Origin of the sequence: Arenimonas sp. (assembly GCF_022842045.1) — a bacterium.
GTDB lineage: Bacteria > Pseudomonadota > Gammaproteobacteria > Xanthomonadales > Xanthomonadaceae > Arenimonas.
Window position 1 is genome coordinate 12403 of the sequence record NZ_JALHQI010000021.1, and the last position, 24345, is coordinate 36747.

Below are 24345 nucleotides of genomic sequence, written 5' to 3' on the forward strand. Positions count from 1 at the left end.
TCAGCCCCGGGCGATGCGGATCTGGGCGTCCACGGCCGCGATCGCGGTCATGTTCACCACGCGCCGCACCGTCGCCGAGGGCGTGAGCACGTGCGCGGCGCTGGCCAGGCCCATCAGGATCGGGCCGATGCCGACGCCGTCGGTGACGCTGCGCACCAGGTTGTAGCTGGCGTTGGCGGCATCGAGGTTGGAGAAGGCCAGCAGGTTGGCCCGGCCCGAGAGCTGCGACTGCGGGAAGATGCGCTGGCGCGCTTCCTCGTTCAGGGCGATGTCGGCGTGCATCTCGCCCTCGACCTCGAGCTTGGGCGCGCGCTCGCGCAGGATGGCCAGCGCGTCGCGCATCTTCTGCGACGACGCGCTTTCGCTGGAGCCGAAGTTGCTGTGGCTCACCAGCGCCGCCTTGGGCGTGATGCCGAAGAGCTTGAGCCGGAACGCCGCCTGCACCAGCGACTCGGCCACCTCGGCCGCGCTCGGGTCGACGTTGACGTGGGTGTCGGTGAAGAAGAACACGCCCTTCTCGTTGAGCACGGCGCTGAGCGCGGACAGGCCGCGGGTCTCGCTTTCCACGCCCAGGATCTCGCGCACGTACTTGAGCTTGCGCACGAAGCGGCCGACCAGGCCGCACAGCAGCGCGTCGGCCTCGCCCCGGCGCACCATCAGCGCGGCGATGACCACGTCGCGCGAACGCACGATGGCCTTGGCCGCCGAGGGCGTGATGCCCTTTCGCTGCATGATCTGGTGGTAGAGCTGCCAGTAGTCGTTGAAGCGCGGGTCGTCGTCGATGTTGGTCACGTCCACGTCCACGCCGACGCGCAGTCGCAGGCCCAGGCGCTGGATGCGGCGCTCGATCACCGCCGGGCGGCCGACCAGGATCGGCCGGGCCAGGCCCTCGTCCACCACGGTCTGCACGGCGCGCAGCACGGTTTCTTCCTCGCCCTCGGCGTAGACCACGCGCTTGCGGTCGGCGCGGGCGCGATCGAACACCGGCTTCATCAGCAGGCCGGTGCGGAACACCCAGCTGCTGAGGCGGTCGCGGTAGGCCTCGAGGTCGGCGATCGGGCGGCTGGCGACGCCGGAGTCCATGGCCGCCTTCGCCACCGCCGGCGCCAGCGACACCAGCAGGCGCGGGTCGAACGGACGCGGGATCAGGTACTCGGGGCCGAAGCGCGGCGTCTCGCCGGCGTAGGCCGCGCCCAGGTCGGTCGCTTCCCGGCGGGCCAGGTCGGCGATCGCGCGCACGCAGGCCAGCTTCATCTCTTCGTTGATGGTGGTGGCGCCGACGTCGAGCGCACCGCGGAAGATGTAGGGGAAGCAGAGCGCGTTGTTGACCTGGTTCGGGTGGTCGCTGCGGCCGGTGGCGATGATCGCGTCGGGGCGCGCCTGGCGCGCCAGCGCCGGGTCGATCTCGGGCGTGGGGTTGGCCAGCGCGAAGATCACCGGCCGCTCGGCCATCTGCTTCACCATGGCCTCGGTGAGCACGTTGCCGGCCGAGACGCCGATGAAGACGTCGGCACCGACGATGATGTCGGCCAGCGTGCGCGCCGCGGTGTCGCGCGCGTAGCGGACGATGCCGTGGTTGGCGCCGCCCGGGGCGAGGTCGGCGCGGCCGGCGTGCAGCACGCCGTCGCGGTCGCTGACCAGGATGTTCTGCGGCTGCATGCCCAGCGCCACCAGCATGTCCAGGCAGGCAATGCCGGCGGCGCCGGCGCCGCTGACCGCCAACTTCACGTTCGCGATGTCCTTGCCGACCACGTGCAGCGCGTTCAGCACCGCCGCGCCGACGATGATCGCGGTGCCGTGCTGGTCGTCGTGGAAGACGGGGATCTTGAGCCGCTCGCGCAGCTTCTTCTCGACCACGAAGCACTCGGGCGCCTTGATGTCCTCGAGGTTGATGCCGCCGAAGGTGGGCTCGAGCGAGGCGATGATGTCGACCAGCTTGTCCGGGTCGTTCTCGGCAATCTCGAGGTCGAACACGTCGATGCCGGCGAACTTCTGGAACAGCACGCCCTTGCCCTCCATCACCGGCTTGCCCGCCAGCGGCCCGATGTTGCCCAGGCCCAGCACCGCGGTGCCGTTGGTGATGACGCCCACCAGGTTGCCGCGCGCGGTGAGCGCGCTGGCCTCGCCCGGGTCGGCGACGATGGCTTCGCAGGCCGCGGCCACGCCCGGCGAATAGGCCAGGGCCAGGTCACGCTGGGTGATCATCGCCTTGGTGGGCGTGACCTTGATCTTTCCCGCCGGCGCCTGCCGGTGGTAGTCGAGGGCGGCTTGCTTGAAGTCTTCTTGTTCGGACATGGGTCGGGCGGTCTCGGGCCGTGCGCAAGGGCGCCGGCGAATGGGCCCTCGATTGTAGCGGCCCGCCGGGCGCCCTGCCGACGCGCCCGTATGGGCGTGGCTGGCGATGCCGCGCCCGGGCGGCCAGAATGGCGCTTTCCCGCGCGACCCGACGATGCCCACCCGCCCCGACGCCCCGCCGCGCCTGCGCGCCCTGCCCCTGCTGCTGGCCCTGGTCGCGCTTCAGTGGCTGCTGGTGGCCAATCCGGGCTATTTCAGTCACGACGAACTGCAGTGGGGCGCGCGCGCCGACGTGGCGAACTGGCGCGACCTGCCCTGGGTGGCCTGGACCGACGTCGGCACCTTCCAGTGGCGGCCGCTCACCTTCAACCTCTGGCTCCTGGTCTCGCACGCCAGCTTCGGCTGGCCGCAGGCCATGCACCTGGCCTGGGTGGCAATGGGCAGCGCCATCGCGCTGGCGCTGGGCGTGCTGCTGCTGCGGCTCGGGACGACGGTGGCGGTGGCGCGCGGCGCGGCGCTGCTGTTCGCGCTGGGGCCGTACGCGGCCTACGTGCACGGCTGGGTGGGCACGCTGGCCGACCTGCTGTGGGTCGGCGCCGCGCTGGGTCTCGCGCATGCTCTGGTGTCGCTGCGCGCGCGCGGCGCGGCGCCGTTGGTGGCGGCGGCGGTGGCGTTCGCGTTCACCGCACTGGGGCTGCTGGCCAAGGAAGCGGCGCTGGCGATCCCGGCATTGCTGGGACTGGCCTGGCTGCTCCGGCGCGGACGACCGGTGGGCCTGGCCGCGGTGATCGGCAGCGGCGTGGCGGCGCTGGTTTACCTCGCCCTGCGGCTCGACACGCTGATGGCGCCCGCCGAAGCCAGCACCTACGCGCTCTCGCCGGGGTCGGCGCCGCGCAACTGGGCGACGTACTGGCTGTTCCCGCTGCGGCCGGCGGCGTTCGAGGCCACCGGCACCTGGTTCGCCTCCGCCAAGCACCTGGTGATTGCGGCGGGCTTGCTGCTGGCGCTGGTGGCCGGGATCGCCTGGCGGGCGCCGCGACGGGCGCTGGCGCTGGTCCTTGGCGGCACCCTGGCGCTGGCGCCCGCGCTGCCGCTGGCCTTCCCCGCCAACCAGTACGGCTACGGGTTCTGGGCCTGGGTCGTGGCCTGCGTGGCGCTGGCGTGGCCGGCGCTGGGGCGCGCGGGGCGCGGGCTGGTCGTTTTCATGGCGCTGGTGACGACCTGGCATGGCGTCAATGTGCAGCGCGAGATGCAGCGCGTGGGCGAGAAGCAGGCGGTGTTCCAGCCAGCGCTGGTGCAGGCGCTGGCGTCGCACGCGGGCGAGCTGCGTTTGCTCACGCCTGAGCGCGATGACTGGATCTACCGGCGGCTGAGCCACGAGGTGCCGGCCTGGCGCGGCGCGCCGATCGGGGATCGGGTGCGGTGGGTGGGCGCGGGTGAGGTGGTGGATTACCGGGTGGCGGAAGACGGGGCGCTGGTGGCGCCTTGAAGAGCTTCGGGACTGAAGTCCCTCCTACAGTGGCGTCCTGTAGGAGGGACTTCAGTCCCGGAGCTTTTCAAAGCCCCAGCACGAGGTCGTCGGCATCCACGCGGTCGAGGCGAATCTTGTTGGCAAACAGCGAAAACGCCAGCATCCCCGCCAGCCCGTTCGCGCGCTGCATCCACGGCGGCACGTACAGCGGCGCCGCCAGCGCACCCGACTCGAACGCGCCTTCGAGCGCGAACACGTCCTCGAGCGCCATCTTCCCCGCGAACAGCTGCCGCGCCTGCCCCAGCTTGTGGTGGCGCAGGCACCAGCGGAAATACGTGTGCACCGACAGCAGCCCGCGCAGGTACACCGTGTCCTTGGTGAAGGCCGCGCCGCCGCCCAGCGGCACGCCGCGGAACACGCGCTGGCTGGAGGTGAAGCTGTCGAGCGCCGACTGCCCCGATTCGATGAAGAAGCGGAACACCTCGACGAAATCGGCGCCGTGGATGGCCTTGTCGATCGCGACGATGCGCAGGCTGATGCGCTTCATGCGCTCGATGTCCATCGAGCCCGAGATCAGCTCGGCGAAGGTGGCCAGGCCCTCCTGCGTCGCGGTGGTGCGCGGCGAGCCGCGGGCCAGCGACTTCAGGTGCGGCTGCTCGCGGCCGTTGAGGCCGGTGAGGGTGTGCACGAAGGCCTCGTGCACCAGCAGCTGGTTGCGGTCGTACTCGCTGAAGCCGGTGTTGGTGCGCAGGCGGATGCGGGTGGAGCTGGCGGCGGCCTTGGCGATCAGCCCGTCGTCGAGCTCGACCCGCACCTTGTGGCCGGTGAAGAACGCATCCACCGCGGCCTGGAGTTCGGCCTGCACGGTTTCGGCCGGCAGTACGTAGTCGGGCTCGACGGCGCGCAGCTCCTGGTCCATTTCGTCCGCCAGGCCGATGAAGTGGGTGGCGGCGTCGAGGTGGGTCGGCCCGTCGCCGGGCAGCATTTCCACCGGGCGGCCGAACAATCGTGTCGAGTACGCGGTGACGCGGTGCGAGCCCACGGCATCGAGCAGGCGCGTGGTGATGCGCCAGCTCTCCGAAGTCAACTGCAGGTAGCGGCCGAGCGGATCGTCGGGGTCGGCCAGCGCGTGCACCTTGTCCAGCTCGTCGCGCACGGCGGCGTAGTCGCCGCGCGGGTACTCGGGCCGGGGCATGTGGATGCGGCCGATCTTCCAGGCCGCCAGGAACTCTTCCTGCAGCCGCGCCGGCCAGCTCACCGACTCCAGCAGCCGGATGCCGCGCACCGCCGCCACCAGGCGCGCGTCGAGCGCGGCGTGGTGTTCCAGCGAGCGCGCGGCCGCGGTCACCGGCGACCCAGCTTGTCCTTGGTGCGCCGGTGCTTGTTCTTCAGCGCCAGTGCTTCCTCGGCGCGGCGGGCCGCCTGGGTGACGGCGGCGGCCTCGGCTTCGTCGCGCAGCTTCACGTAGTTCAGGTAGCGGGCCTCGTCGAGCGTGCCGTCCTCGATGGCCGCGCGCACCGCGCAGCCGGGCTCGTTGCCGTGCACGCAGTCGCGGAAGCGGCAGCCGGCGCCCAGCGCCTCGATGTCCTCGAAGGCATCGACGATGTCCTCGTCGCCGCTGAGCTTGACCTCGCGCATGCCCGGCGTGTCGATCAGGCAGCCGCCCTGCGGCAGCGGCGTCAGCACGCGGAAGGTGGTGGTGTGGCGGCCGCGCGAGTCGTTGCCGCGCACGGCATTGGTCTTCATCTTCTCGCGGCCCAGCAGCGTGTTGGTGAGCGTGGACTTGCCGGCGCCCGAGCTGCCCACCAGCACCACGGTCTGGCCAGGCCCGAGGTAGGGATGCAGCTCGGCGACGCTGGCCGGGTCCTTGGCGTTGATGGCGTGGATCGGCACGCCGGACTCCTCGACCTCCATCAGCAGGTCGATGCAGTCCTCGACGATCTCGCACTCGTCGGCCTTGGTCAGCACCAGCACCGGGTCGGCGCCGCTGGCGCGGATCACGACTAGGTAGCGCTCGATGCGGCGCGGGTTGAAGTCCTGGTCCAGGCCGACCACCACCAGCACGTGGTCCACGTTCGCGGCGATCAGCTGCTGGCGGTGGTGCTCGCCGGCGGCGCCGCGCTTGAGCAGGGCGTGGCGCGGCAGCAGGGCGAGGATGTTCTTGCCGGCCTCGTCCAGCGTGACCCAATCGCCGACCGCGGCGCGCTGTTCGGGCGGGCAGCGCGGCCGGGTCCAGGGCAACGGCGGCTGCACCTTCAGCACTTCATCGGCGCGGGTGGCCACGTCGTAGGCGCTGCGGTGCTGGCCGACCACGCGGGCCAGGCGGGCGCCGGGGGCGGCGGCGAGGGCCTCGCGGCGGGCGTCGTCATCGGGCCAGCCGATGGGGCGCAGGAGGTCGAGGGCTTCGGGGGTTGGCTGCATTGCCGGGGATGATAGCGCCCCTTCGAACACGCTCCGCTCACCGGGCGGCGGTCAGGCTGTGGCCATGGAACGTTTCGGTACCGTCGTGCTCGTCCTCGCCGCCCTGGGTTTCCTGGGGTTCGGCATCGCCATCGTGGCCGCCCCGGAGGCGGTGTTGGCGCCGGTCGGGATCAGCGGCACCGCGGCCGGGCTGGTCGAGCTGCGCGCCTTCTACGGCGGGCTCGAACTCGGCCTGGCCGCGTTCCTGTTCGCCTGCGCGGCCCAGCCCGCCTGGCGCGCCCCCGGCCTCTGGGCCGTGGCCCTGGCCAATGGCGGCATCGCCGCGGCCCGGCTGCTGGGCATCGGCCTGACCGGGGAGTTCACCGGCTTCTTCGCCGCGGCCCTGGTCTGGGAGATCGGCTTCACGCTGGCGGCGGTGGTGGCCCTGCGCGGCCGGACCGGCTGAACAAAACCGGCTGAAAGCGCGTCAAGATTCCGTTAACCTCGGCCCAGCACCCTGGTCCGAGTCCCCTGCAACATGCCCCACACGCCCCTGCCGACCCGCGAAAGCCTGCGCGAGGTCCGTTATGACATCCGCGGCGAACTGTCCCGCCGCGCCCGCGAACTCGAGGGCCAGGGCCGCCAGCTGATCCGCCTGAACATCGGCAACCCCGGCGCCTTCGGCTTCCGCGCACCCGCCCACCTGCAGGACGCGCTTTCCGCCTGCGTCGGCGAATCGGATCCCTACACCCACCAGCAGGGCCTGCCGGTGGCCCGCGAGGCCCTGGCCGAACTGCACCGCCGGCGCGGCACCCCCAACGCCAGCGCCGAGCGCGTGTTCATTGGCAACGGCGTCAGCGAACTGATCGACATCTCGCTGCGCGCCCTGCTCAATCCCGGCGAGGAAGTGCTGCTGCCCTCGCCCGACTACCCGCTGTGGAGCGCCGCCACCATCCTCAACCAGGGCCGGCCGGTGTACTACCGCTGCGCCCCGCAGAACGGCTTCCTGCCCGACCCGGACGAGATCGAGAAGCTGGTGACGCCGCGCACCCGCGTGCTGGTGGTGATCAACCCGAACAACCCCACCGGCGCCAGCTACCCGCGCGAGCTGCTGCAAAGGCTCGTGGCGATCGCGGCGAAGCACAAGCTGCTGCTGATGGCCGACGAGATCTACGACGGCATCCTGTACGACGAGGCCACGTTCACCCCGCTGGCGCCGCTGGCGGGCGACGTGCCCTGCCTGAGCTTCGGCGGTCTGTCGAAGGTGTGGCGCGCCTGCGGCTGGCGCGTCGGCTGGGCGGTGCTTTCCGGCGACCCGGTGACGGTGGGCGACTACCACCACGCCATGGACCTGCTCAGCGCGCTGCGCCTGTGCGCCAACGTGCCGGCGCAGTTCGCGGTGCCGGCGGCGCTGTCGGGCCCGGAGACCATCCTGGAACTCACCCGCCCCGGCGGCCGCCTGCATGAATCGCGGCGCGCGGTGGTGGAATGCTGCGAGGCCAGCGAGCACCTGTCGCTGGTGGCGCCGGCCGGCGCGCTGTATGCCTTCCCGGAGGTCATCGGCGACGCCGCGGTGGACTTCGACGACCAGGCCTTCGCGCTCGAGCTGCTGGAAACCGAGGACGTGCTGGTGGTGCCGGGCAGCGGCTTCAACGTGCCGGGCTCGCGCCATTTCCGCGTGACGCTGCTGCCGGAGGCGGGGCTGGTGCGCGAAGTGTTCGCGCGCATCGACCGCGCGCTGGGCAAGCACGCCGCGCGGGCCCGCGCGCGCCACGTGGCCTGAAACCCGATGTCCGCGCCGCTCTCCTACCTGGCGCTCGGCGACTCCTACACCATCGGCGAGTCGGTGCCCGAGGCCGGGCGCTGGCCCGTGCAGCTGGCCGCGGCGCTGCGGGCGCAAGGCATCGCGCTGGAAGACCCACGCATCATCGCCACCACCGGCTGGACCACCGATGAGCTCTCGGCGGCGATGGATGCCGCCGAACCGCTGGGACGGCATGACGTCGTGTCGCTGCTGGTGGGCGTGAACAACCAGTACCGCGGCTGGAACCTGGGCGAATACCGGGTCGAGTTCGCCGACCTGCTCGACCGCGCCATCGCCCTGGCCGGCGACCGCCCCGGCCGCGTGCTGGTGCTGTCGATCCCGGATTGGGGCGTGACGCCCTTCGGCCAGGCCAGCGGCCGCGACACCGCCGAGATCGCCCGCCAGCTCGACGCCTTCAACGCCGCCGCCGCCGACGAATGCGCGGCGCGCGAGGTCGCCTTCGTGGACATCACCCCGGTCAGCCGCGAGCGCGGCGCCGAGCCCGGCATGGTGGCCGACGACGGCCTGCACCCCTCCGCCGCGATGTACACCGAGTGGACCCGCCTCGCCCTTCCCGTCGCCCGGGTGCTCCTGGCCTGACCTCCACCCGGCACAGGGACCGCTCGCTCGCCTGCCTGGGTTCTTTCGCTTCGGTGGGGCGTCTGTTTTTGAACGCGGATCAGAGCGGATGGACGCGGATAAAAGCGGATTTTTTAAGTTTTGACCGGCGAGTAGCCGGGCAGTGGCTTCGGATGACGGGCGCTTCCAGGACAGCCTCCGCGCCCTCGACGGGAGACTGCCGAGACCGCGTGCTTGCGCCCGATCCGGACCTGCACGCCTGATGCTTCCCTGACATTTTCCATCCGCTCTTATCCGCGTCCATCCGCTCTGATCCGCGTTCAAACGTTGGAACCCGACCCGCGCGAGCGCCGCACCCCCGGGGTTCATGCCCCGGGAGTAAAATGGCGGCCTTACCTACCGGAGCCGGCCATGTCCCTGTCCCCTGAAACGCGCGCGCGCATCGAATCGATCCTCGCGGCGAACCACGTCGTGCTCTTCATGAAGGGCGAGCCGCGCGCGCCGCAGTGCGGCTTCTCGGCCAAGGCCGTGGGCATCCTCGGCGGCCTGCTGCCGTCCTTCGGCCACGTCGACGTGCTGGCCGACCCTGAGATCCGCGAGGGCATCAAGGTCTACGGCCAGTGGCCGACCATCCCGCAGCTGTACGTCGGCGGCGAGCTGCTGGGCGGCAGCGACATCATCGAGCAGATGCTCAACAGCGGCGAGCTGCACGAGGCGCTGGGCCTGGCCGCGCCGGACCGCACTCCGCCCCGGATCGAGGTCACCCCCGCCGCCGCCGAAGCCATCCAGCGGGCGATGGACGGCGCCGACGAGGGCGCGGTGCTGCACCTTTCGGTCGACCCGCGCTTCAACGCCCGCTTCGAGCTCAAGCCGGCCAGCGGCCAGGAAATCGTGGCCGAAGCGGCCGGCCTGCGTCTCCACATGGACCTGGCCAGCGCGCCGCGCGCACAGGGCCTGCGCATCGACTGGGTCGACGGCCCGCGCGGCGCCGGCCTGGCCATCCACAACCCGAACGCGCCGCCGCCGGTGAAGTCGATGTCGGTGCAGCAGCTGCACGACCACATCATCGCCGGCACCCTCGACGTGGTGGACGTGCGCCCGGCCCACGCCCGTGCCCTGGCGCCGTTCCCGCACCCGCACGAGGTGCTGGACGAGGACAGCCGCGAGCGCCTGGAGGCCCTGCCCAAGGACCTGCCCATTGCCTTCCTTTGCCACCACGGCCAGAGCAGCCGGCAGGCGGCCGAGTACTTCCGCGGCCTGGGCTTCCATGACCTCTACAACGTCGAGGGCGGCATCGACGCCTGGTCGGTGGAGATCGACCCCTCCGTCCCCCGCTACTGAACCGGTTAGCAATGCTTACGTACGGCCCGTGGCGGCCGTAGAGCAATTACGCTAATTTACGGTCATCTGCAGGCCAGCCCGGCCAAAGGTGCGCGCATCCGGGTCCGGCCCCGACCGAGGAGAGGATGGATGCGTAATTGGATCGTGGTGCCGATGGCCCTGGCCCTCGCCGCCTGCGGCGGTGGCGACGGCGCCGCTGGCGGGACGCCCGGCGGCCTGGCCGCCGAGGCCTGCAAGGACGCCGCCGAATCGCGGCTGGGCGGCAAGCTTTACGAACTCGACACCGCCGCGCTGGCCGCCAGCATGCGCGACGCGCCCAACGGCGAGAAATTCCTGACCGCGCCGATCACCATCGAGCCCGGCCTGACGTCGGAAGTGAAGCAGATCGTCGAGTGCACGGTACGCTTCAGCGACGCCAAGCCGCAGCCCGACGTCGTCGGCTTCGTCTTCAACTGGTAGGCGTCATTCGTCGAAGCGCAGGTGCTTGACGGACTTGCCGTGGCGGCGGATAAGGCGCAGCGCCTCGATGCCGATCTGGATGTGGCGCTCGACGAAGTGCTCGGTGACCACGCGGTCCGAGGCCTCGGTCTTCACGCCTTCCGGGATCATCGGCTGGTCCGACACCAGCAAGAGCGCGCCCGACGGAATGGAGTTGGCGAAGCCCGCCGAGAAGATCGTGGCGGTCTCCATGTCGATGGCCATGCAGCGCAGCTTGCGCAGGTATTCCTTGAACGCGGCGTCGTGCTCCCAGACGCGGCGGTTGGTGGTGAACACCGTGCCGGTCCAGTAGTCGTGCTCGAGGTCGCGGATCATGGTGGACACCGCGCGCTGCAGCGCGAACGCCGGTAGCGCCGGCACTTCCGGCGGCAGGTAGTCGTTGCTGGTGCCCTCGCCGCGGATGGCGGCGATCGGCAGCACCAGGTCGCCCAGCTGGTTCTTGCGCTTGAGGCCGCCGCACTTGCCCAGGAAGAGCACCGCCTTCGGGCTGACCGCCGAGAGCAGGTCCATCACCGTGGCCGCATTGGCGCTGCCCATGCCGAAGTTGATCATGGTGATGCCGTCGGCGGTGGCGCTGGGCATCGGCCGGTCGGTGCCCAGGATCGGGGCGCCGGTGAGGCGGGAGAAGGTGTTGAGGTAGCCGCCGAAGTTGGTCAGCAGCACGTGCTCGCCGAAGTCGGCCAGGGGCACGCCGGTGTAGCGGGGAAGCCAATTGCTGACGATCTCGTTCTTGTCTTTCACGTGTCGTTTTCCTTGTTGTTGTTTTTCTACGCCTTGCCTGGCCATTCTGCCACGCGGTGCTTGAACCGTGACCGGATGGACTTGGCAAGCGCCCGGCCCTGCGGCTAGGGTGCGTCGATCACTGGGGAGACCACGATGTCCATCCGAACCAAGGCCAGCCTTTTGGCCGCAGCCCTGCTCGCCCTGCCGATGCTGGCGGGCGCGGCGCAGACGCCCTACGCCAGCACTTACCAGCCCGTGGCCTCGGGCCCGGTGCTGATCCGCAATGCCACTGTCCTGACCGGCGACGGCCAGCGCCTCGAAGGCGCCGACGTGCTGATGCGCGACGGCCGCATCGCCGCGGTCGGCCCCGGCCTGGAGGCCGCCGGCGCCACCGTCGTGGACGCCAGCGGCAAGTGGGTCACGCCCGGCATCATCGACGTGCACTCGCACCTGGGCGTGTACCCCAGCCCCGGCGCGGCCGCGCACTCCGACGGCAACGAGATGACCACGCCCGTGACCTCCCAAGTCTGGGCCGAGCACGCGGTGTGGCCGCAGGACCCGGGCTTCGCCACCGCGCTGGCCGGCGGCGTGACCTCGATGATGATCCTGCCCGGCTCGGGCAACCTGATCGGCGGCCGCGGCGTGGTGCTTAAGAACGTGGCCGCCACCACCATGCAGCAGATGAAGTTCCCCGGGGCCCCGCACAGCGTGAAGATGGCCTGCGGCGAGAACCCCAAGCGCTACTACGGTGGCCGCGGCCAGTCGCCCATGACCCGCATGGGCAACATGGCCGGCTACCGCGCCGCCTTCATCGAGGCGCAGAAGTACCGCGCCGCCTGGGACAAGTACGAGGCCGCCAGCGCCGAGTCCGGCCGCGGCCGTGGCAAGGGCAACGGCGGCGCCGAGAAGCCGGCCCAGGACCTGCGCCTGGAAACCCTGGCCGGGGTGATGCGCGGCGACATCACCGTGCAGATCCACTGCTACCGCGCCGATGAAATGGCGCTGATGATGGACCTGGCCAAGGAGTTCGACTTCAAGATCGCCGCCTTCCACCACGGCGTCGAGGCCTACAAGCTGGCCGACGAACTCGCCGCGGAAGGCATCTGCGGCGCGCTGTGGGCCGACTGGTGGGGCTTCAAGATGGAGGCCTACGACGGCATCCAGGAGAACATCGCCCTGGTGGATCGCCCGAAGAACAGCTGCGCGGTGGTGCACTCCGATTCCGCCGAAGGCATCCAGCGCCTGAACCAGGAAGCCGCGAAGGTGATGGTGCGCGGCGAGCGCGTCGGCCTGAAGCTGCCGCCCGAGCACGCCATCCGCTGGATCACCACCAACGCCGCGCGTGCGATCGGCGTCGCCGACCAGACCGGCCTGCTGGCCGAAGGCAAGATGGCCGACGTGGTGGTGTGGAACGGCAATCCCTTCAGCGTTTATGCCAAGGCCGAGCGCGTCTACGTCGACGGCGCCCTGCTCTACGACCGCGCCGACCCGTCGAGGCAGCCGGTCACCGACTTCATGCTGGGCCAGGAGGTGTCGCCGTGAAGCGCCTGCTCGTTTGCCTCGTCCTCGCCGCCGCGCTGCCCGCGGCCGCCCAGGACCTGCTGATCCGCGACGCCACCGTGCACACCGCCGGTGCCCGCGGCACCCTCAAGAACCACGACGTGCTGGTGCAGGGCGGCGTGGTGCGCCAGGTCGGCCCCGGCCTGGCCGCGCCGGCCGGCGTCACCGTGGTCGAAGCCAAGGGCCGGCCGCTGACGCCGGGCCTGTTCGGTGGCCTCACGGGCCTGGGCATCGAGGAAGTGTCGGGCGAATCCGCCACCGTCGACCACACGCTGGCGCTCGGCGTGGCGCCGAATGCGCACGAGCCCACCTGGCGCCCCGAGTTCGACGTGGACGTCGCCTTCAACCCGAACTCCGCCGCGATCGGCGTGAACCGGGTCGAGGGCATCACCTTCACCGTGCTCTCGCCCAGCAGCACCGCGGGCGGCAGCTTCGTCGCCGGCCAGGGCAGCGCGGTGGTGCTCGACGGCCGCTTCGACGCCGCGCTGGGCAACAGCCGCAGCCTGTTCGTGAACCTGGGCGGCGGCGCCTCGCCGCTGTCCGGCGGCAGCCGTGCCGGCCAGTGGATGCTGCTCGAGCAGGCGGTGGCCGAGGCCCGCAGCGGCGCCGATGACGGCCTGCTGACCCGCTCCGGCCGCGCCGCGCTGCAGCGCTACCTGGCCGGTGGCCGGGTCGTGTTCCAGGTCGACCGCGCGGCGGACATCCGCCAGGCCCTGGCATTCAGCAAGAAGCACGGCCTCAAGCCGGTGATCGCCGGCGGCGCCGAGGCCTGGATGGTCGCGGCCGAACTCAAGGCCGCGAACGCACCGGTGCTGCTCGATGCGCTCGTCAACCTGCCATCGAGCTTCGACGCGCTGGGCTCGTCCCTCGAGAACGCCGCGCGCCTGCACCGCGCCGGCGTGCCGGTGGCGTTCTCGCAGGCGGGCGACGCCACCCACAACGCCCGCAAGGTGCGCCAGCTGGCCGGCGTCGCCGTCGCCAACGGCCTGCCGTGGGAAGCCGGCCTGGCCGGGCTGACCGCGGTTCCGGCGCAGGTGTTCGGCGTGTCGGCCCAGCGAGGCCGCATCGAGCCGGGCCAGGTCGCCGACCTGGTGCTGTGGTCGGGCGATCCGCTGGAAGTGAACACGGTCGCCGAGCAGGTCTGGTTCGACGGCCGCGCCGCCAGCATGCGCTCGCGCCAGACCGAGCTGCGCGACCGCTACCTGGCGCCCAAGGGCAGCCTGCCCCGCGCCTACTCCGGCCGCTGATGGCCGCGTGACCCTGCGCCCTCCCCGGGAGACCGGGGAGGGCGTAGTCTTTTGGGGCCGGCGCCGCGGGGAGCCGTGCCGGCATCCATCCACACGGGGAGACGTGCGATGCCGGAGTTCAATGTCTGGGCGGTGCTGGTGGCCGCGCTATCGGGGTTCGTGCTGGGCGGGCTGTGGTATTCGCCGGTGCTGTTCGGCAAGGCCTGGCAGCGCGAGACCGGCCTGAGTGACGAGGTGCTCGCCAAGGGCAACATGGCGCTGATCTTCGGCACCACCTTCGTGCTGTGCCTGGTGGCCAGCGCGGTGTTCGCGATGTTCCTGGGGCCGAAGCCCAGTCTGGAACTCGGCGTGGGCGCCGGCTTCGCGGCGGGTCTGTGCTGGGTCACGGCCAGCTTCGGCATCAACTACCTGTTCGAGCGCAAGTCGCTTCGGTTGTTCCTGATCAACGGCGGATACCACACGCTGCAGTTCACCCTGATCGGGGCGGTGCTGGCGCTCTGGCCGGTGGACGCAAGCCTGACGTAGGGGAAGGTCGTGCGGCGCGCCGGCAAGGCCGGCGCCGTGGGCCGGTTCGCCGGTCAGTTCGGCCCGAAGCTGCCTTCGGCCGCGACCACCATGTTGCGGCCGGAGTCCTTGGCGACGTACATCGCGCGATCGGCGCGGTCGACCAGGGCGTCCAGCGGTTCGGCCTCGCCCAGGTATTCGGCGACGCCGATGCTGACCGTGAGCTCGACCACTTCCTCGCCGACCACCTGGCAGTGCTGCTGCACCGCCATGCGGATGCGCTCGCCGACCGCGATGGCGTTCACCCGGCGCGCGCCCGGCAGCGCGACCGCGAACTCCTCGCCCCCCATGCGGCCCAGGATGTCGCCGCCGCGCAGCTCGGCCGCCACCGTCGTGGCCACGGCCTTCAGGCATTCGTCGCCAACGTGGTGGCCCAGGCTGTCGTTGATCAGCTTGAACAGGTCGATGTCGAAGAACAGCACCGACAGCGGGCGCGGCGGCTGCGCCTCGCGGGCATCCGAGGCGAGCTGCTCGAGCCGCCCGCGCCAGGCGCCGCGGTTGAGCACGCCGGTGAGCGGGTCACGCTCGGAGCTCTGCTTCACGCGCGAGGCTTCGGCCCGGGCGTGGTCGCGCTCTTCGAGCAGGCGGCGCATGCGGCCGAGCAGTTCGCGCACCAGCAGCAGGCCCCAGGCCAGCACCGCGATGGCCAGCACCAGCCCGACCAGGGGCCAACGCCCGGCCAGCCAGGCGCCCGCCAACAGCAAGGCGACACTGGCACCGGCGTAAGGCAGCCAGGCTGCGCCCGGCACCATGCGCTGCGTCAGCACGCGCGAGGCGAGGGCCAGGGCGGCGGCCAGGGCCGCGGCGAAGCCAAGCGCGAACCAGAGCGCCGTCACCTGCCCGGACGGAGCGGCCGCGAACGCGGGCGTCGCCGCCATCAACAGGGACAGCGGCGCGGTGGCGGAAATGCGGCGAGGGCGGTGGGAAGGCCTCATGGGGCTACTGTCGGCCACCGCGCCCCCCGAAACAAGCGACTGTTTCGCTTGGCATTTGGATATCGCCAACCGGCTCACGCTTTCACCGGCCCATGACCTTCGGCCTAGGGGGTTCGGGGGTGCTTGGCCTAGCATCGGCGGGTCCCTTTCCCGGAGTCGCCCATGCCGTCCCGTCCGCTCGCGCTTGCCGTCCTGATCAGCCTCGGCCTGTCCACCCCCGCCACCGCCGCCGAGTCCAAATGGGACGTCAACGCCGCCCACGCCAAGGGCAAGGTGGTCAGCTTCAGCACCGACGAAGGCACCTGGCTCGACCTCGACGTCAGCCCGGACGGGCGCCGCATCGTGTTCTCGATGCTTGGCGACATCTACAGCCTGCCGATCACCGGCGGCCAGGCGCAGCGCATCACCCGCGGCGCGGCCTGGGACATCCAGCCGCGCTTTTCGCCCGACGGCAGCGAGATCGCCTTCACCTCCGACCGCGGCGGCGGCAACAACCTCTGGCGCATGAAGGCCGACGGCAGCGGCGCTACGGCGGTCAGCAAGGAAGACTTCCGCCTGCTCAACAACCCGGCCTGGACGCCGGACGGCCAGTTCATCGTCGGCCGCAAGCACTTCACTTCGCAGCGCTCGCTGGGCGCGGGCGAACTGTGGATGTACCACCGCGACGGCGGCGCCGGCCTGCAGCTGACCAAGCGCAAGAACGACCAGCAGGACCAGGGCGAACCGGCGTTCTCGCCCGACGGCCGCTACCTGTATTTCTCCGAGGACATGAGCCCGGGCGGTGCGTTCGACTACAACCGGAACGTGCACGACATGATCTACGCGATCCGGCGCCTGGACCGCGAGACCGGCGAGATCGAGAACGTGGTGTCCAGCGCCGGCGGCGCGGTGCGGCCGCAGCCCTCGCCCGACGGCAAGTCGCTGGCGTTCGTGAAGCGCGTGCGCGACAAGTCGGTGCTGCACCTGCTCGACCTGGAATCCGGCGAGGTGCGCGCGGTCTGGGACGGCCTTTCGCACGACCAGCAGGAAGCCTGGGCGATCTTCGGGCCTTACCCCAATTTCGACTGGCTGCCGGACTCGAAGTCGGTGGTGGTCTGGGGCCAGGGCAAGTTCTGGCACGTGGACATGGCCAGCGGCACGGCGAAGAACGTGCCGTTCACCGCCGAGGTCTCGCAGACGGTGCTGCCGGCGCTGCGCGCCGACCAGTCCGCGGCCTTCGACGGCGACAGCTTCTCGCCGCGCATGATTCGCGACGTGGCCACCAGCCCCGATGGCCGCACGCTGGTCTTCCACGCGGTCGGCCAGCTGTGGACCAAGGCGCTGCCCGGCGGCGCCCCCAAGCGCCTGACCCAGGACGGCGCCAACTTCGAGTACCAGCCGGCCTTCAGCCCGGACGGACGCAAGCTGCTGTACACGACCTGGTCGGATGAAAAGATGGGCGCGATCCGCGAGCTCGACCTGGCCACCGGCCAGTCGCGCCTGCTGACGACGCAGCCGGGCTTCTACTACGGCCCGCGATACTCGCGCGACGGCGCCCGCATCGTGTATTCGCGCCAGGGCGGCAGCGGCCTCACCGGCAGCCTGTGGAGCGGCACCCGCGGCGTGTTCGTGGTGCCGGCGGCCGGCGGCGACGCCGTGCAGGTCGCGAAGAACGGCGCCGACCCGCAGTTCTCGGCCGACGGCCAGCGCGTGTTCTTCCTCACCGGCGGCGGCCTCGAGAAGAAGCTGATGAGCGTCGGCCTCAACGGCGAGCTGCCGCGCGAAGTGTTCAACCTCAAGTACGTGGACCACGTGGCGATCAGCCCGGACGGCAAGTCCGTCGCCTTCACCGAGCTGTTCAACGGCTACGTGGCGCCGCTGCCGCTCACCGGCGGTTCGATCGAGCTCAACAAGGACACCAAGGCCATCCCGGTGACCGCGCTGGGCACCGACATGGGCAGCTACCTGCACTGGGGCGCCGATTCGAAGTCGGTGCACTGGATCGTGGGCGACCGCTACCACTCGCGCGCGCTGGGGGCTTCGAAGGCCGACGGCGGCGTGGTGGTGGGCCTGCGCCTGCCGACCGACCGCCCGGCCGATACGTTCGCGCTGGTCGGCGGCCGCGTGGTGACGATGCGCAACGCCAACAGCGCCGAGGAAGTGATCGAGGACGGCGTGGTGGTGGTGCGCGGCGAGCGCATCGTGGCGGTGGGCAAGCGCGGCGACGTGGCCATCCCGGCCGGCGCGCGCGAGGTGGACGTGTCGGGCAAGACCGTGTTCCCGGGCATCGTGGACGCGCACGCGCACGCGGCGCACTTCGGCCAGGGCGTGGTCCCGCAGCAGAACTGGGCCTACCACGCCAACCTCGCCTTCGGCATCACCACCATGCACGACCCGTCGGCGACCACCGAGTTCGTGTTCTCGCAGTCCGAGCTGGTGAAGGCCGGGCGCATGGTCGGGCCGCGCGTGTTCTCGACCGGCACCATCCTTTACGGCGCCGATGGCGACTTCAAGGCGGTGGTGAACTCGATCGACGACGCCCGCGGCCACCTGCGCCGCATGCAGGCGAACGGGGCCTTCTCGGTCAAGTCGTACAACCAGCCCAGGCGCGACCAGCGCCAGCAGATCAACCAGGCCGCGCGCGAGCTGGGCATGCTGGTGGTGGAGGAAGGCGGCTCCACGTTCCACCACAACATGACCATGATCGTGGACGGCGTCACCGGCGTGGAGCACAACATCCCGATCGCGCCGCTGTACAAGGACGTGACCGAGCTGTGGCGCAACACCCAGGTCGGCAACACGCCGACCCTGGTGGTGAACTACGGCGGCCTGAACGCCGAGCGCTACTGGTACGCCCGCGACAACGTCTGGGAGAACGAGCGCCTGCTGCGCTTCTTCCCGAAGAACTCGCTCTACGGCCAGACCATCCGCCGCGACACCGCGCCGGAGTGGGACTACTACCACGTGGAAGTGGCCAAGGCGGCCAAGCAGCTGCGCGACAACGGCACGCTGATCCTGGTCGGCGGCCACGGCCAGCTGCAAGGCATGGCGCCGCACTGGGAGATCTGGTCGCTGGCCCAGGGCGGGTTCTCGCCGTGGGAAGCGCTGCGCGCGGCCACCATCGACGGCGCGGCCTACCTGGGCCTGGCGAAGGAAATCGGCTCGCTCGAGGCCGGCAAGCGCGCCGACCTGGTGGTGGTGGACGGCAACCCGCTGGCCGACATCCGCCGGAGCGACGACACCGCGCTGGTGATGGTCAACGGCCGCCTGTTCAACGCCGCCGACATGTCCGAGATCGGCGGCCAGCAGCGCCCGGCCCCGACCTTCTTCTGGCAGCGCCAGGGCAACGGCGTCCAGGTGGGCGTCGAATACGGCCCCACCGCCCCCTGCCACTGCCCCAAGTCCGGCACCCAACACCCCCACTAACCCCAGCAAATGAACCTGGTTCAATTATTTATGGCTAGTCGATTCATCGTGCGGTTGAACGATCCGGCGCTGGCGCGCGGGGAGGAGCCGACACTTTCTTTCCAGTCCTCGGGGGCCGAGGGCCTCGCGGCGGAACTGGAGGCGGCGCTGCGGACGCCGGCGCTGTTCGAGCGCTGGCGCGCGATGCAGGACGAGCCCGACGAGGTCGACCAGTCGCTGGGCGCCGTCGACCCCGAGGCCCGCGTCACCGGCGTGCAGCGCGACCTCAAGATCGAGCTCGAGGCGCGCACGGCGCTGTCGCACGGCGTGTTCCGGCACCGCATGCGGCTGCTGGCGGGCAGCCACTGGGAGCTGGCCGACGTGCGCTTCGGGTGAACTTCAACCGGTGTTCTGCACGCCGGCGGCGATGCCGTTCACGGTGGTCACCAGCGCGTGGAACAGCGCGTCTTCGGGGCGGCCGGCCGCGCGCCAGCGCGCCAGCAGGTCCACCTGCAGCAGGCTGATCGGATCCACGTAGGGATTGCGCAGGCGGATCGACTCGCGCAGGCGGAAATCGTTCGCCAGCAGTTCGTCGGTGCCCTTGAGCGCGAGGATGGTGTCGCGGGTGCGGGCGAACTCGGCGGCGATGCCGGGGAAGAACGCGTCGTGGGCGTCGCCGGCCAGGCGCGAGTAGTGCTCGAAGATGCCGAGGTCCGACTTGGCCAGCACCATCTCGACATCGTCCACCAGCGTGGCGAAGAACGGCCAGTCACGCGCCATCTCGGCCACGGCGTCCCGGCCGTGGGTTTCCACCGCACTCGCCAGGCCGGTGCCGACGCCCAGCCACGCGGTCAGCCCGCAGCGGTTCTGCGACCAGGCGAACACCCACGGAATCGCCCGCAGCGACGACACCCCGCCCGCCTGCCCGCGCTTGCTCGGCCGCGAGCCGATGCGCAAGCGCTCGATGACGTCGATCGGCGTGGCCGCGCGGAAGTAATCGACGAAGCCAGGTGATTCGTAAACCAGCCCGCGGTAGTGCGCGCGCGCCGCCGTGGCGATCCCCGCCGCCATTGCCCGCCACGCCGCCTCGCGCGGCTCCGGCGCGCGCGGACGCAGGCTGGCGCGCAGCACGGCGCCGCTCACCTGCTCGAGGTTGCGCAGCGCAATGGCGCGGATGCCGTACTTGCGATGGATGACCTCGCCTTGCTCGGTCAGGCGCAGGCTGCCGTCGACCGAACCGCGCGGCGCGGCGATGACGGCGCGTTCGGTCTTGCCGCCACCGCGCGACAGCGACCCGCCGCGACCGTGGAAGAACGCGATGCGCACGCCGGCCTCGGCCGCCAGCGCGGTCAGCTGCACCTGGGTCTGCTGCAGCGCCCAGCGCGAAGCGACCAGGCCGCCGTCCTTGGCGCTGTCGGAATAGCCCAGCATCACGATCTGGCGGTCGCCGCGCGCGCGCAGGTGCTCGCGATACACGGGGTCCGCGAACAGCGAGCGCAGCGTTTCGGCGGCGGCCTGCAGGTCGTCCACGGTTTCGAACAGCGGCGCAACGTCGAGCGGCACCGCCCCCTGCCCGTCCACGCAGCCGGCGATGCGCGCCAGCGCCAGCACCGCCAGCGCATCGGCGGCGCTGCGGCTCATGCTGATGATGTAGGGGCCGAAGGCGCGCGGGCCGTAGCGCGGGAGCGACTCGGCGACGGTGCGGAAGACGTCGAGCACGCGGGCGGAGGTTTCGCTCCCTTCGGGAGCGTTCGGGCTTGAAGGCCCTCCTACATGCGGCTCCTGTAGGAGGGCCTTCAGGCCCGACTGTCCGGAGTCGATCAGCTGGCGCAGCCGTGCCGCCCTGTCCTGCCAGCCGCGCTCAGGCCACTCGCCATCGCCCAGCAGCTCCGCCAGCGCCAGGTCGTGCTGCGACGACTCCTGCCGAAGGTCCAGCGTGGCCAGATGGAACCCGAACGCCTCCGCACGCCGCCGCAGCCGCCGCACCGCGAAGCCGCCGGCGTGTTCGCCACGATGCGCCGCCAGGCTGGCCTCCATCAGCCGGAGGTCGTCGAGCAAGCCGGTGGCGTCCTCGTAGCCCTCGCGCTTGTCCTGCGCCGTGGCGGCCAGGCGCGCCGACACCAGCGCCGCGAAGCGGCGGTAGGGCATGTCGGCGTGGCGGGCCTTGATCTTGTCGGCGGCCTTGGGGAAGCGGCGCGCGTAGTCGTCGGCGCGTTGCACCAGCCCGGCCGACACGCCGACGCGGCCGGAGGACTGGCTCAGCACCTCGCCCAGGCGCGCCAGGTCGCGCCGGTAGTTCGCCAGCACCAGCGCGCGCTGGCCCGACAGCGTGGCCTCGATGGTGGCGGCACCCACGTTCGGGTTGCCGTCCATGTCGCCGCCGACCCAGGAGCCGAAGCCCAACAGCGGCGGCAGCGGCGGGGCGTCGTCGCCGTACACCGACTGCAGCGCATCCTCGAATACTTCGTGGAAGACCGGCAAAACGCGGTACAGCACGTCCGAGAGATAGAAGGCCACGTGCTCGAACTCGTCGGCGACGCTGGGTTTCTCCGGCGGCGTCTCGTCGGTCTGCCAGCTGGCGGTCAGCGCCAGGCGCATGCGTTCGACGTCGGCGCGGCGCTCCTGCGGCGTGAGGTTGCGGTCGATGTCCTCGACCAGGCAGCGCACGACCTCGCTCTCCTTCTCCAGCAGCGCGCGGCGCACGGCCTCGGTGGGATGCGCGGTGAACACCGGCTCGATGCGCATCCGGGCCACCAGTGCCGACAGCGTGGCGGCGTCCACGCCTTCGGCCTTGAGCTGGCGCAGCGAGGCCTCGAGGCCACCGGGCTGCGGGGATTCGCCCAGCCGCTGGTAGTCGCGACGGCGACGGATGCGATGCACGCGCTCGGCCAGGTTGACGGCCTGGAAGTACGCGGCGAAAGCGCGCACCAGCAGCTCGGCGCGGTCCAGCGGCAGGCCGTGCAGGCGATCGGACAGCGCCTCGATGGGGGCACCGGCCTCGCGGCGACGGATGGCGGCGACGCGCAGGGCCTCGACATCGGCCAGGAAGTCCGACGACACCTGTTCGGCCAGGATCTCGCCGACCAGCGCACCGAGGCGCTTGACGTCCTCGCGCAGCAGCACGTCGGTCGGCGGCAGGTCGATGGCACGCAGGGACTCGATGGGGGTGTCGTCTTCGGGGCGTTCATTCATGTGGCCAGCCTAACGCCTCCGCCGGCCACGGTGCATCCGCGAGTGCGCTTCGCGTCCGGCCCCCGCCCGGCTTGCCTGCGCATTGCGCAGTGCGCTCTGGCGAATCCGGAAGCCACGGCTGCACGGATGCTTGCTAATGCGAATCGTTCGCATTACCATTGCGCCCACCTCGAACCACACCTCCCCTGCCAAGGACGGATTCCATGCCCCGCTCCCTCCGCTGCACCCCGCTCGCCGCCGCACTCGCCCTCGCCCTCAGCGCGCCCGCCTGGGCCGTCACCGCCCCCCACGTGACCGAACTCGACACCCTGAACGTGTATGGCCAGCGCGATGGCTACCGCGCGGAGTCCACGGTGACCGCGACCAAGACCGAAACCGGGCTGCGCGACGTACCCCAGGCCATCACGGTCGTCACCCAGGAGGCCATCCAGGACCAGGCCATGAATTCGCTGACCGACGTGCTGCGGCTGGTGCCCGGCGTGGGTGTCGCCCAGGGCGAAGGCCACCGCGACGCGCCGATCTTCCGGGGCAACACCTCGACTTCGGACATGTTCGTGGACGGCATCCGCGACGACGTCCAGTACATCCGCGACCTCTACAACGTCGAGCGCGTCGAAGTGCTCAAGGGCCCGAATGCGATGATCTTCGGTCGGGGCGGGGTCGGCGGCATCATCAACCGGGTCAGCAAGCAGGCCGACGGCGATGCCCATCGCAGCCTGTCGCTCCAGGTCGGCGACTGGAACCGCCGCCGGGCCGTCGTCGACATCGGCGAGCCCATGGGCGCCGAGGCCAGCGTCCGCGTGACCGGCCTGTACGAGGATTCCGAAAGCTTCCGTGACGGCTTCGAGCTCGAACGCTCCGGCATCAACCCCACGGTCAATTTCGCCGCGGGGGAAGCCACCCGGGTGACGCTCGGCTACGAATACTTCCGCGACCATCGCGTGGCCGATCGCGGCGTGCCGTCGCTGCTGGGCGTCGGCATCGGCCGCCCGGTCGACGTCCCGTCCGACACGTTCTTTGGTTCGCCCGAGCTCAGTCCGATCCGGGCGTCGGTGTCGGCGTTCAGCGCGCTGGTCGAACATGAGTTCGACAACGGCGTGTCGCTGCGCAACCGCACGCGCTACGGCGACTACGACCGCTTCTACCAGAACGTCTATCCCAACGGTGTCGTCGCCGATGGCGGCGGCAACCTGAGCGCGATCATCGCCGCCTACAACAACTCGATGAAGCGCGAGAACCTGTTCAACCAGACCGACCTGGTGTGGAACTTCAGCCACGGCGGCGTGCGCCACACCGTGCTGGTGGGCGCCGAGTTCGGCCGCCAGCAGACCGACAACCTGCGCCAGAGCGGCACGTTCACACAATCCAACCTGGTGCCGCTGGAGAACCCACGCTACGCCGGTGGCGTCACGTTCGCCAACCGGGCCTCGGACGCCAACAACCGCAGCGACGCCGACGTCGCCAGCCTGTACGTGCAGGACCAGATTGAATTCTCGCCGCAGTGGCAGGCCGTGTTGGGGCTGCGCCACGACCGCTTCGAGGTCGACGTGCGCGACAATCGCACCGGCGCGGTGCTGTCCTCGAGCGACGGCCTGTGGTCGCCGCGCCTGGGCCTGATCTGGACGCCCGTGGCGCCGCTGTCGCTGTACGCCAGCTACAGCACCGCGGCACTGCCGCGGGCGGGCGAGCAGCTGTCCTCGTTGTCGAGCACCAGCGCATCGCTCGACCCGGAGGAGTTCCACAACTACGAAATCGGCGCGAAGTGGGACGTCTCCCCCGGCCTGGCGCTGACGGCGGCCATCTATCGCCTCGACCGCACCAACGTGTTCACCGTCGATCCGCTGGACAACAGCAAGGCCTTGCTGGTGGACGGGCAGCGCAGCACCGGGCTGGAGCTGGGCCTGGCCGGCGAAATCACCGATGCCTGGAAGATCCTCGCCTCCTACGCCTATCAGGACGGCGAGATACTGTCGGACCTGCGCACGTCGGCCACGTCCGTCACGCCGGCCGGCACCCGCCTGGCGCAGCTGCCGCGCCACAGTGCGGCGATCTGGAACCGCTACGACGTCACGCCGCGCTGGGGACTGGGGCTGGGCGTCGTTCACCGGGGCGAAGTGTTCAGCACGATCAGCAACGACGTGACGCTGGATGCCTATACCCGCGTGGACGCCGCGGTCTACTACGCCGCCAGCAAGAACGTGAAGCTGCAGGTCAACATCGAGAACCTCTTGGACACCGAGTACTTCGCCTCGGCGCACAACGACAACAACCTGATGCCCGGCTCCCCGCGCGGCATCCAGTTCGGCGTGAACCTCGACTTCTGAGGAGACGGCCCCTGCGCGGGGCTTGCCG

The 24345-nt window shown here is 70.9% G+C and carries 18 protein-coding genes; 12 read left to right on the plus strand and 6 right to left on the minus strand.

Going from position 1 to position 24345, the window contains the following annotated elements:
* Positions 1-2295 (minus strand): NADP-dependent malic enzyme, encoded by a 2295-nt coding sequence (locus tag Q0C12_RS06450; protein WP_290887825.1) that lies wholly within the window; start codon positions 2293-2295, stop codon positions 1-3.
* 154 nt (positions 2296-2449) lie between these two features.
* On the opposite strand from Q0C12_RS06450, the gene Q0C12_RS06455 reads away from it, so the two are divergent.
* Positions 2450-3784 carry a hypothetical protein gene (locus Q0C12_RS06455; protein ID WP_290887829.1) on the plus strand — a complete coding sequence of 445 codons (1335 nt, stop codon included), beginning with the start codon at positions 2450-2452 and terminating at the stop codon, positions 3782-3784.
* Between the two features lie 67 nt (positions 3785-3851).
* On the opposite strand, the gene Q0C12_RS06460 is transcribed toward Q0C12_RS06455, so the two are convergent.
* Together Q0C12_RS06460 and rsgA are read right to left on the minus strand one after the other, a co-directional pair.
* A complete protein-coding gene (locus Q0C12_RS06460; RefSeq protein ID WP_290887832.1) occupies positions 3852-5114 on the minus strand; it encodes a flavohemoglobin expression-modulating QEGLA motif protein in 1263 nt (420 codons plus the stop codon).
* Positions 5111-6187, minus strand: a complete 1077-nt coding sequence (rsgA, locus tag Q0C12_RS06465; protein WP_290887835.1) for a ribosome small subunit-dependent GTPase A — start codon at positions 6185-6187, stop codon at positions 5111-5113. The genes Q0C12_RS06460 and rsgA overlap by 4 nt, the downstream gene beginning before the upstream one ends.
* A 64-nt stretch (positions 6188-6251) precedes the next feature.
* On the opposite strand from rsgA, the gene Q0C12_RS06470 reads away from it, so the two are divergent.
* From Q0C12_RS06470 to Q0C12_RS06490, 5 genes are all read left to right on the plus strand, one after another.
* Positions 6252-6632, plus strand: a complete 381-nt coding sequence (locus Q0C12_RS06470; RefSeq protein ID WP_290887838.1) for a DUF4345 family protein — start codon at positions 6252-6254, stop codon at positions 6630-6632.
* Between the two features lie 72 nt (positions 6633-6704).
* Complete coding sequence (locus Q0C12_RS06475; RefSeq protein WP_290887841.1) at positions 6705-7949, plus strand: aminotransferase class I/II-fold pyridoxal phosphate-dependent enzyme; 1245 nt, start codon at positions 6705-6707, stop codon at positions 7947-7949.
* A gap of 6 nt (positions 7950-7955) precedes the next feature.
* Positions 7956-8570, plus strand: coding sequence for an SGNH/GDSL hydrolase family protein (locus tag Q0C12_RS06480; RefSeq protein WP_290887843.1), 615 nt, complete (start codon positions 7956-7958; stop codon positions 8568-8570).
* A gap of 390 nt (positions 8571-8960) precedes the next feature.
* Positions 8961-9890: a Grx4 family monothiol glutaredoxin gene (gene grxD / locus Q0C12_RS06485; RefSeq protein WP_290887846.1), complete on the plus strand. Its 930-nt coding sequence runs from the start codon at positions 8961-8963 to the stop codon at positions 9888-9890.
* Positions 9891-10019: 129 nt separating this feature from the next.
* A complete protein-coding gene (locus Q0C12_RS06490) occupies positions 10020-10349 on the plus strand; it encodes a hypothetical protein (RefSeq protein WP_290887849.1) in 330 nt (109 codons plus the stop codon).
* Positions 10350-10352: 3 nt separating this feature from the next.
* On the opposite strand, the gene Q0C12_RS06495 is transcribed toward Q0C12_RS06490, so the two are convergent.
* The gene (locus tag Q0C12_RS06495; RefSeq protein ID WP_290887852.1) at positions 10353-11129 is read right to left on the minus strand and encodes an AMP nucleosidase; all 777 of its coding nucleotides are present in this window, start codon (positions 11127-11129) and stop codon (positions 10353-10355) included.
* A 189-nt stretch (positions 11130-11318) separates the two neighbouring features.
* Here Q0C12_RS06495 and Q0C12_RS06500 point away from each other — a divergent pair, with 189 nt between their 5' ends.
* The 3 genes from Q0C12_RS06500 to Q0C12_RS06510 all read left to right on the plus strand — a co-directional run bounded on the left by Q0C12_RS06500 (position 11319) and on the right by Q0C12_RS06510 (position 14443).
* Positions 11319-12653, plus strand: coding sequence for an amidohydrolase (locus Q0C12_RS06500; protein WP_290887894.1), 1335 nt, complete (start codon positions 11319-11321; stop codon positions 12651-12653).
* Positions 12650-13918 carry an amidohydrolase family protein gene (locus Q0C12_RS06505; protein WP_290887854.1) on the plus strand — a complete coding sequence of 423 codons (1269 nt, stop codon included), beginning with the start codon at positions 12650-12652 and terminating at the stop codon, positions 13916-13918. Before Q0C12_RS06500 ends, Q0C12_RS06505 begins: the two co-directional genes overlap by 4 nt.
* 108 nt (positions 13919-14026) lie before the next feature.
* Positions 14027-14443, plus strand: coding sequence for a DUF1761 domain-containing protein (locus Q0C12_RS06510; RefSeq protein ID WP_290887857.1), 417 nt, complete (start codon positions 14027-14029; stop codon positions 14441-14443).
* 53 nt (positions 14444-14496) lie between these two features.
* On the opposite strand, the gene Q0C12_RS06515 is transcribed toward Q0C12_RS06510, so the two are convergent.
* On the minus strand, positions 14497-15417 hold the full coding sequence (locus tag Q0C12_RS06515; protein ID WP_290887860.1) for a GGDEF domain-containing protein: 921 nt from the start codon (positions 15415-15417) through the stop codon (positions 14497-14499).
* A gap of 162 nt (positions 15418-15579) precedes the next feature.
* Between Q0C12_RS06515 and Q0C12_RS06520 the strand changes: the two genes are divergently transcribed.
* On the plus strand, positions 15580-18822 hold the full coding sequence (locus tag Q0C12_RS06520) for an amidohydrolase family protein (protein ID WP_290887862.1): 3243 nt from the start codon (positions 15580-15582) through the stop codon (positions 18820-18822).
* A 30-nt stretch (positions 18823-18852) separates the two neighbouring features.
* Positions 18853-19197 (plus strand): hypothetical protein, encoded by a 345-nt coding sequence (locus Q0C12_RS06525; RefSeq protein ID WP_290887866.1) that lies wholly within the window; start codon positions 18853-18855, stop codon positions 19195-19197.
* A gap of 3 nt (positions 19198-19200) precedes the next feature.
* Here Q0C12_RS06525 and ppc read toward each other — a convergent pair whose 3' ends face one another.
* On the minus strand, positions 19201-21993 hold the full coding sequence (gene ppc / locus Q0C12_RS06530; protein WP_290887869.1) for a phosphoenolpyruvate carboxylase: 2793 nt from the start codon (positions 21991-21993) through the stop codon (positions 19201-19203).
* A 203-nt stretch (positions 21994-22196) separates the two neighbouring features.
* Here ppc and Q0C12_RS06535 point away from each other — a divergent pair, with 203 nt between their 5' ends.
* Positions 22197-24317: a TonB-dependent siderophore receptor gene (locus Q0C12_RS06535; protein ID WP_290887872.1), complete on the plus strand. Its 2121-nt coding sequence runs from the start codon at positions 22197-22199 to the stop codon at positions 24315-24317.
* Positions 24318-24345: the final 28 nt, after the last annotated feature.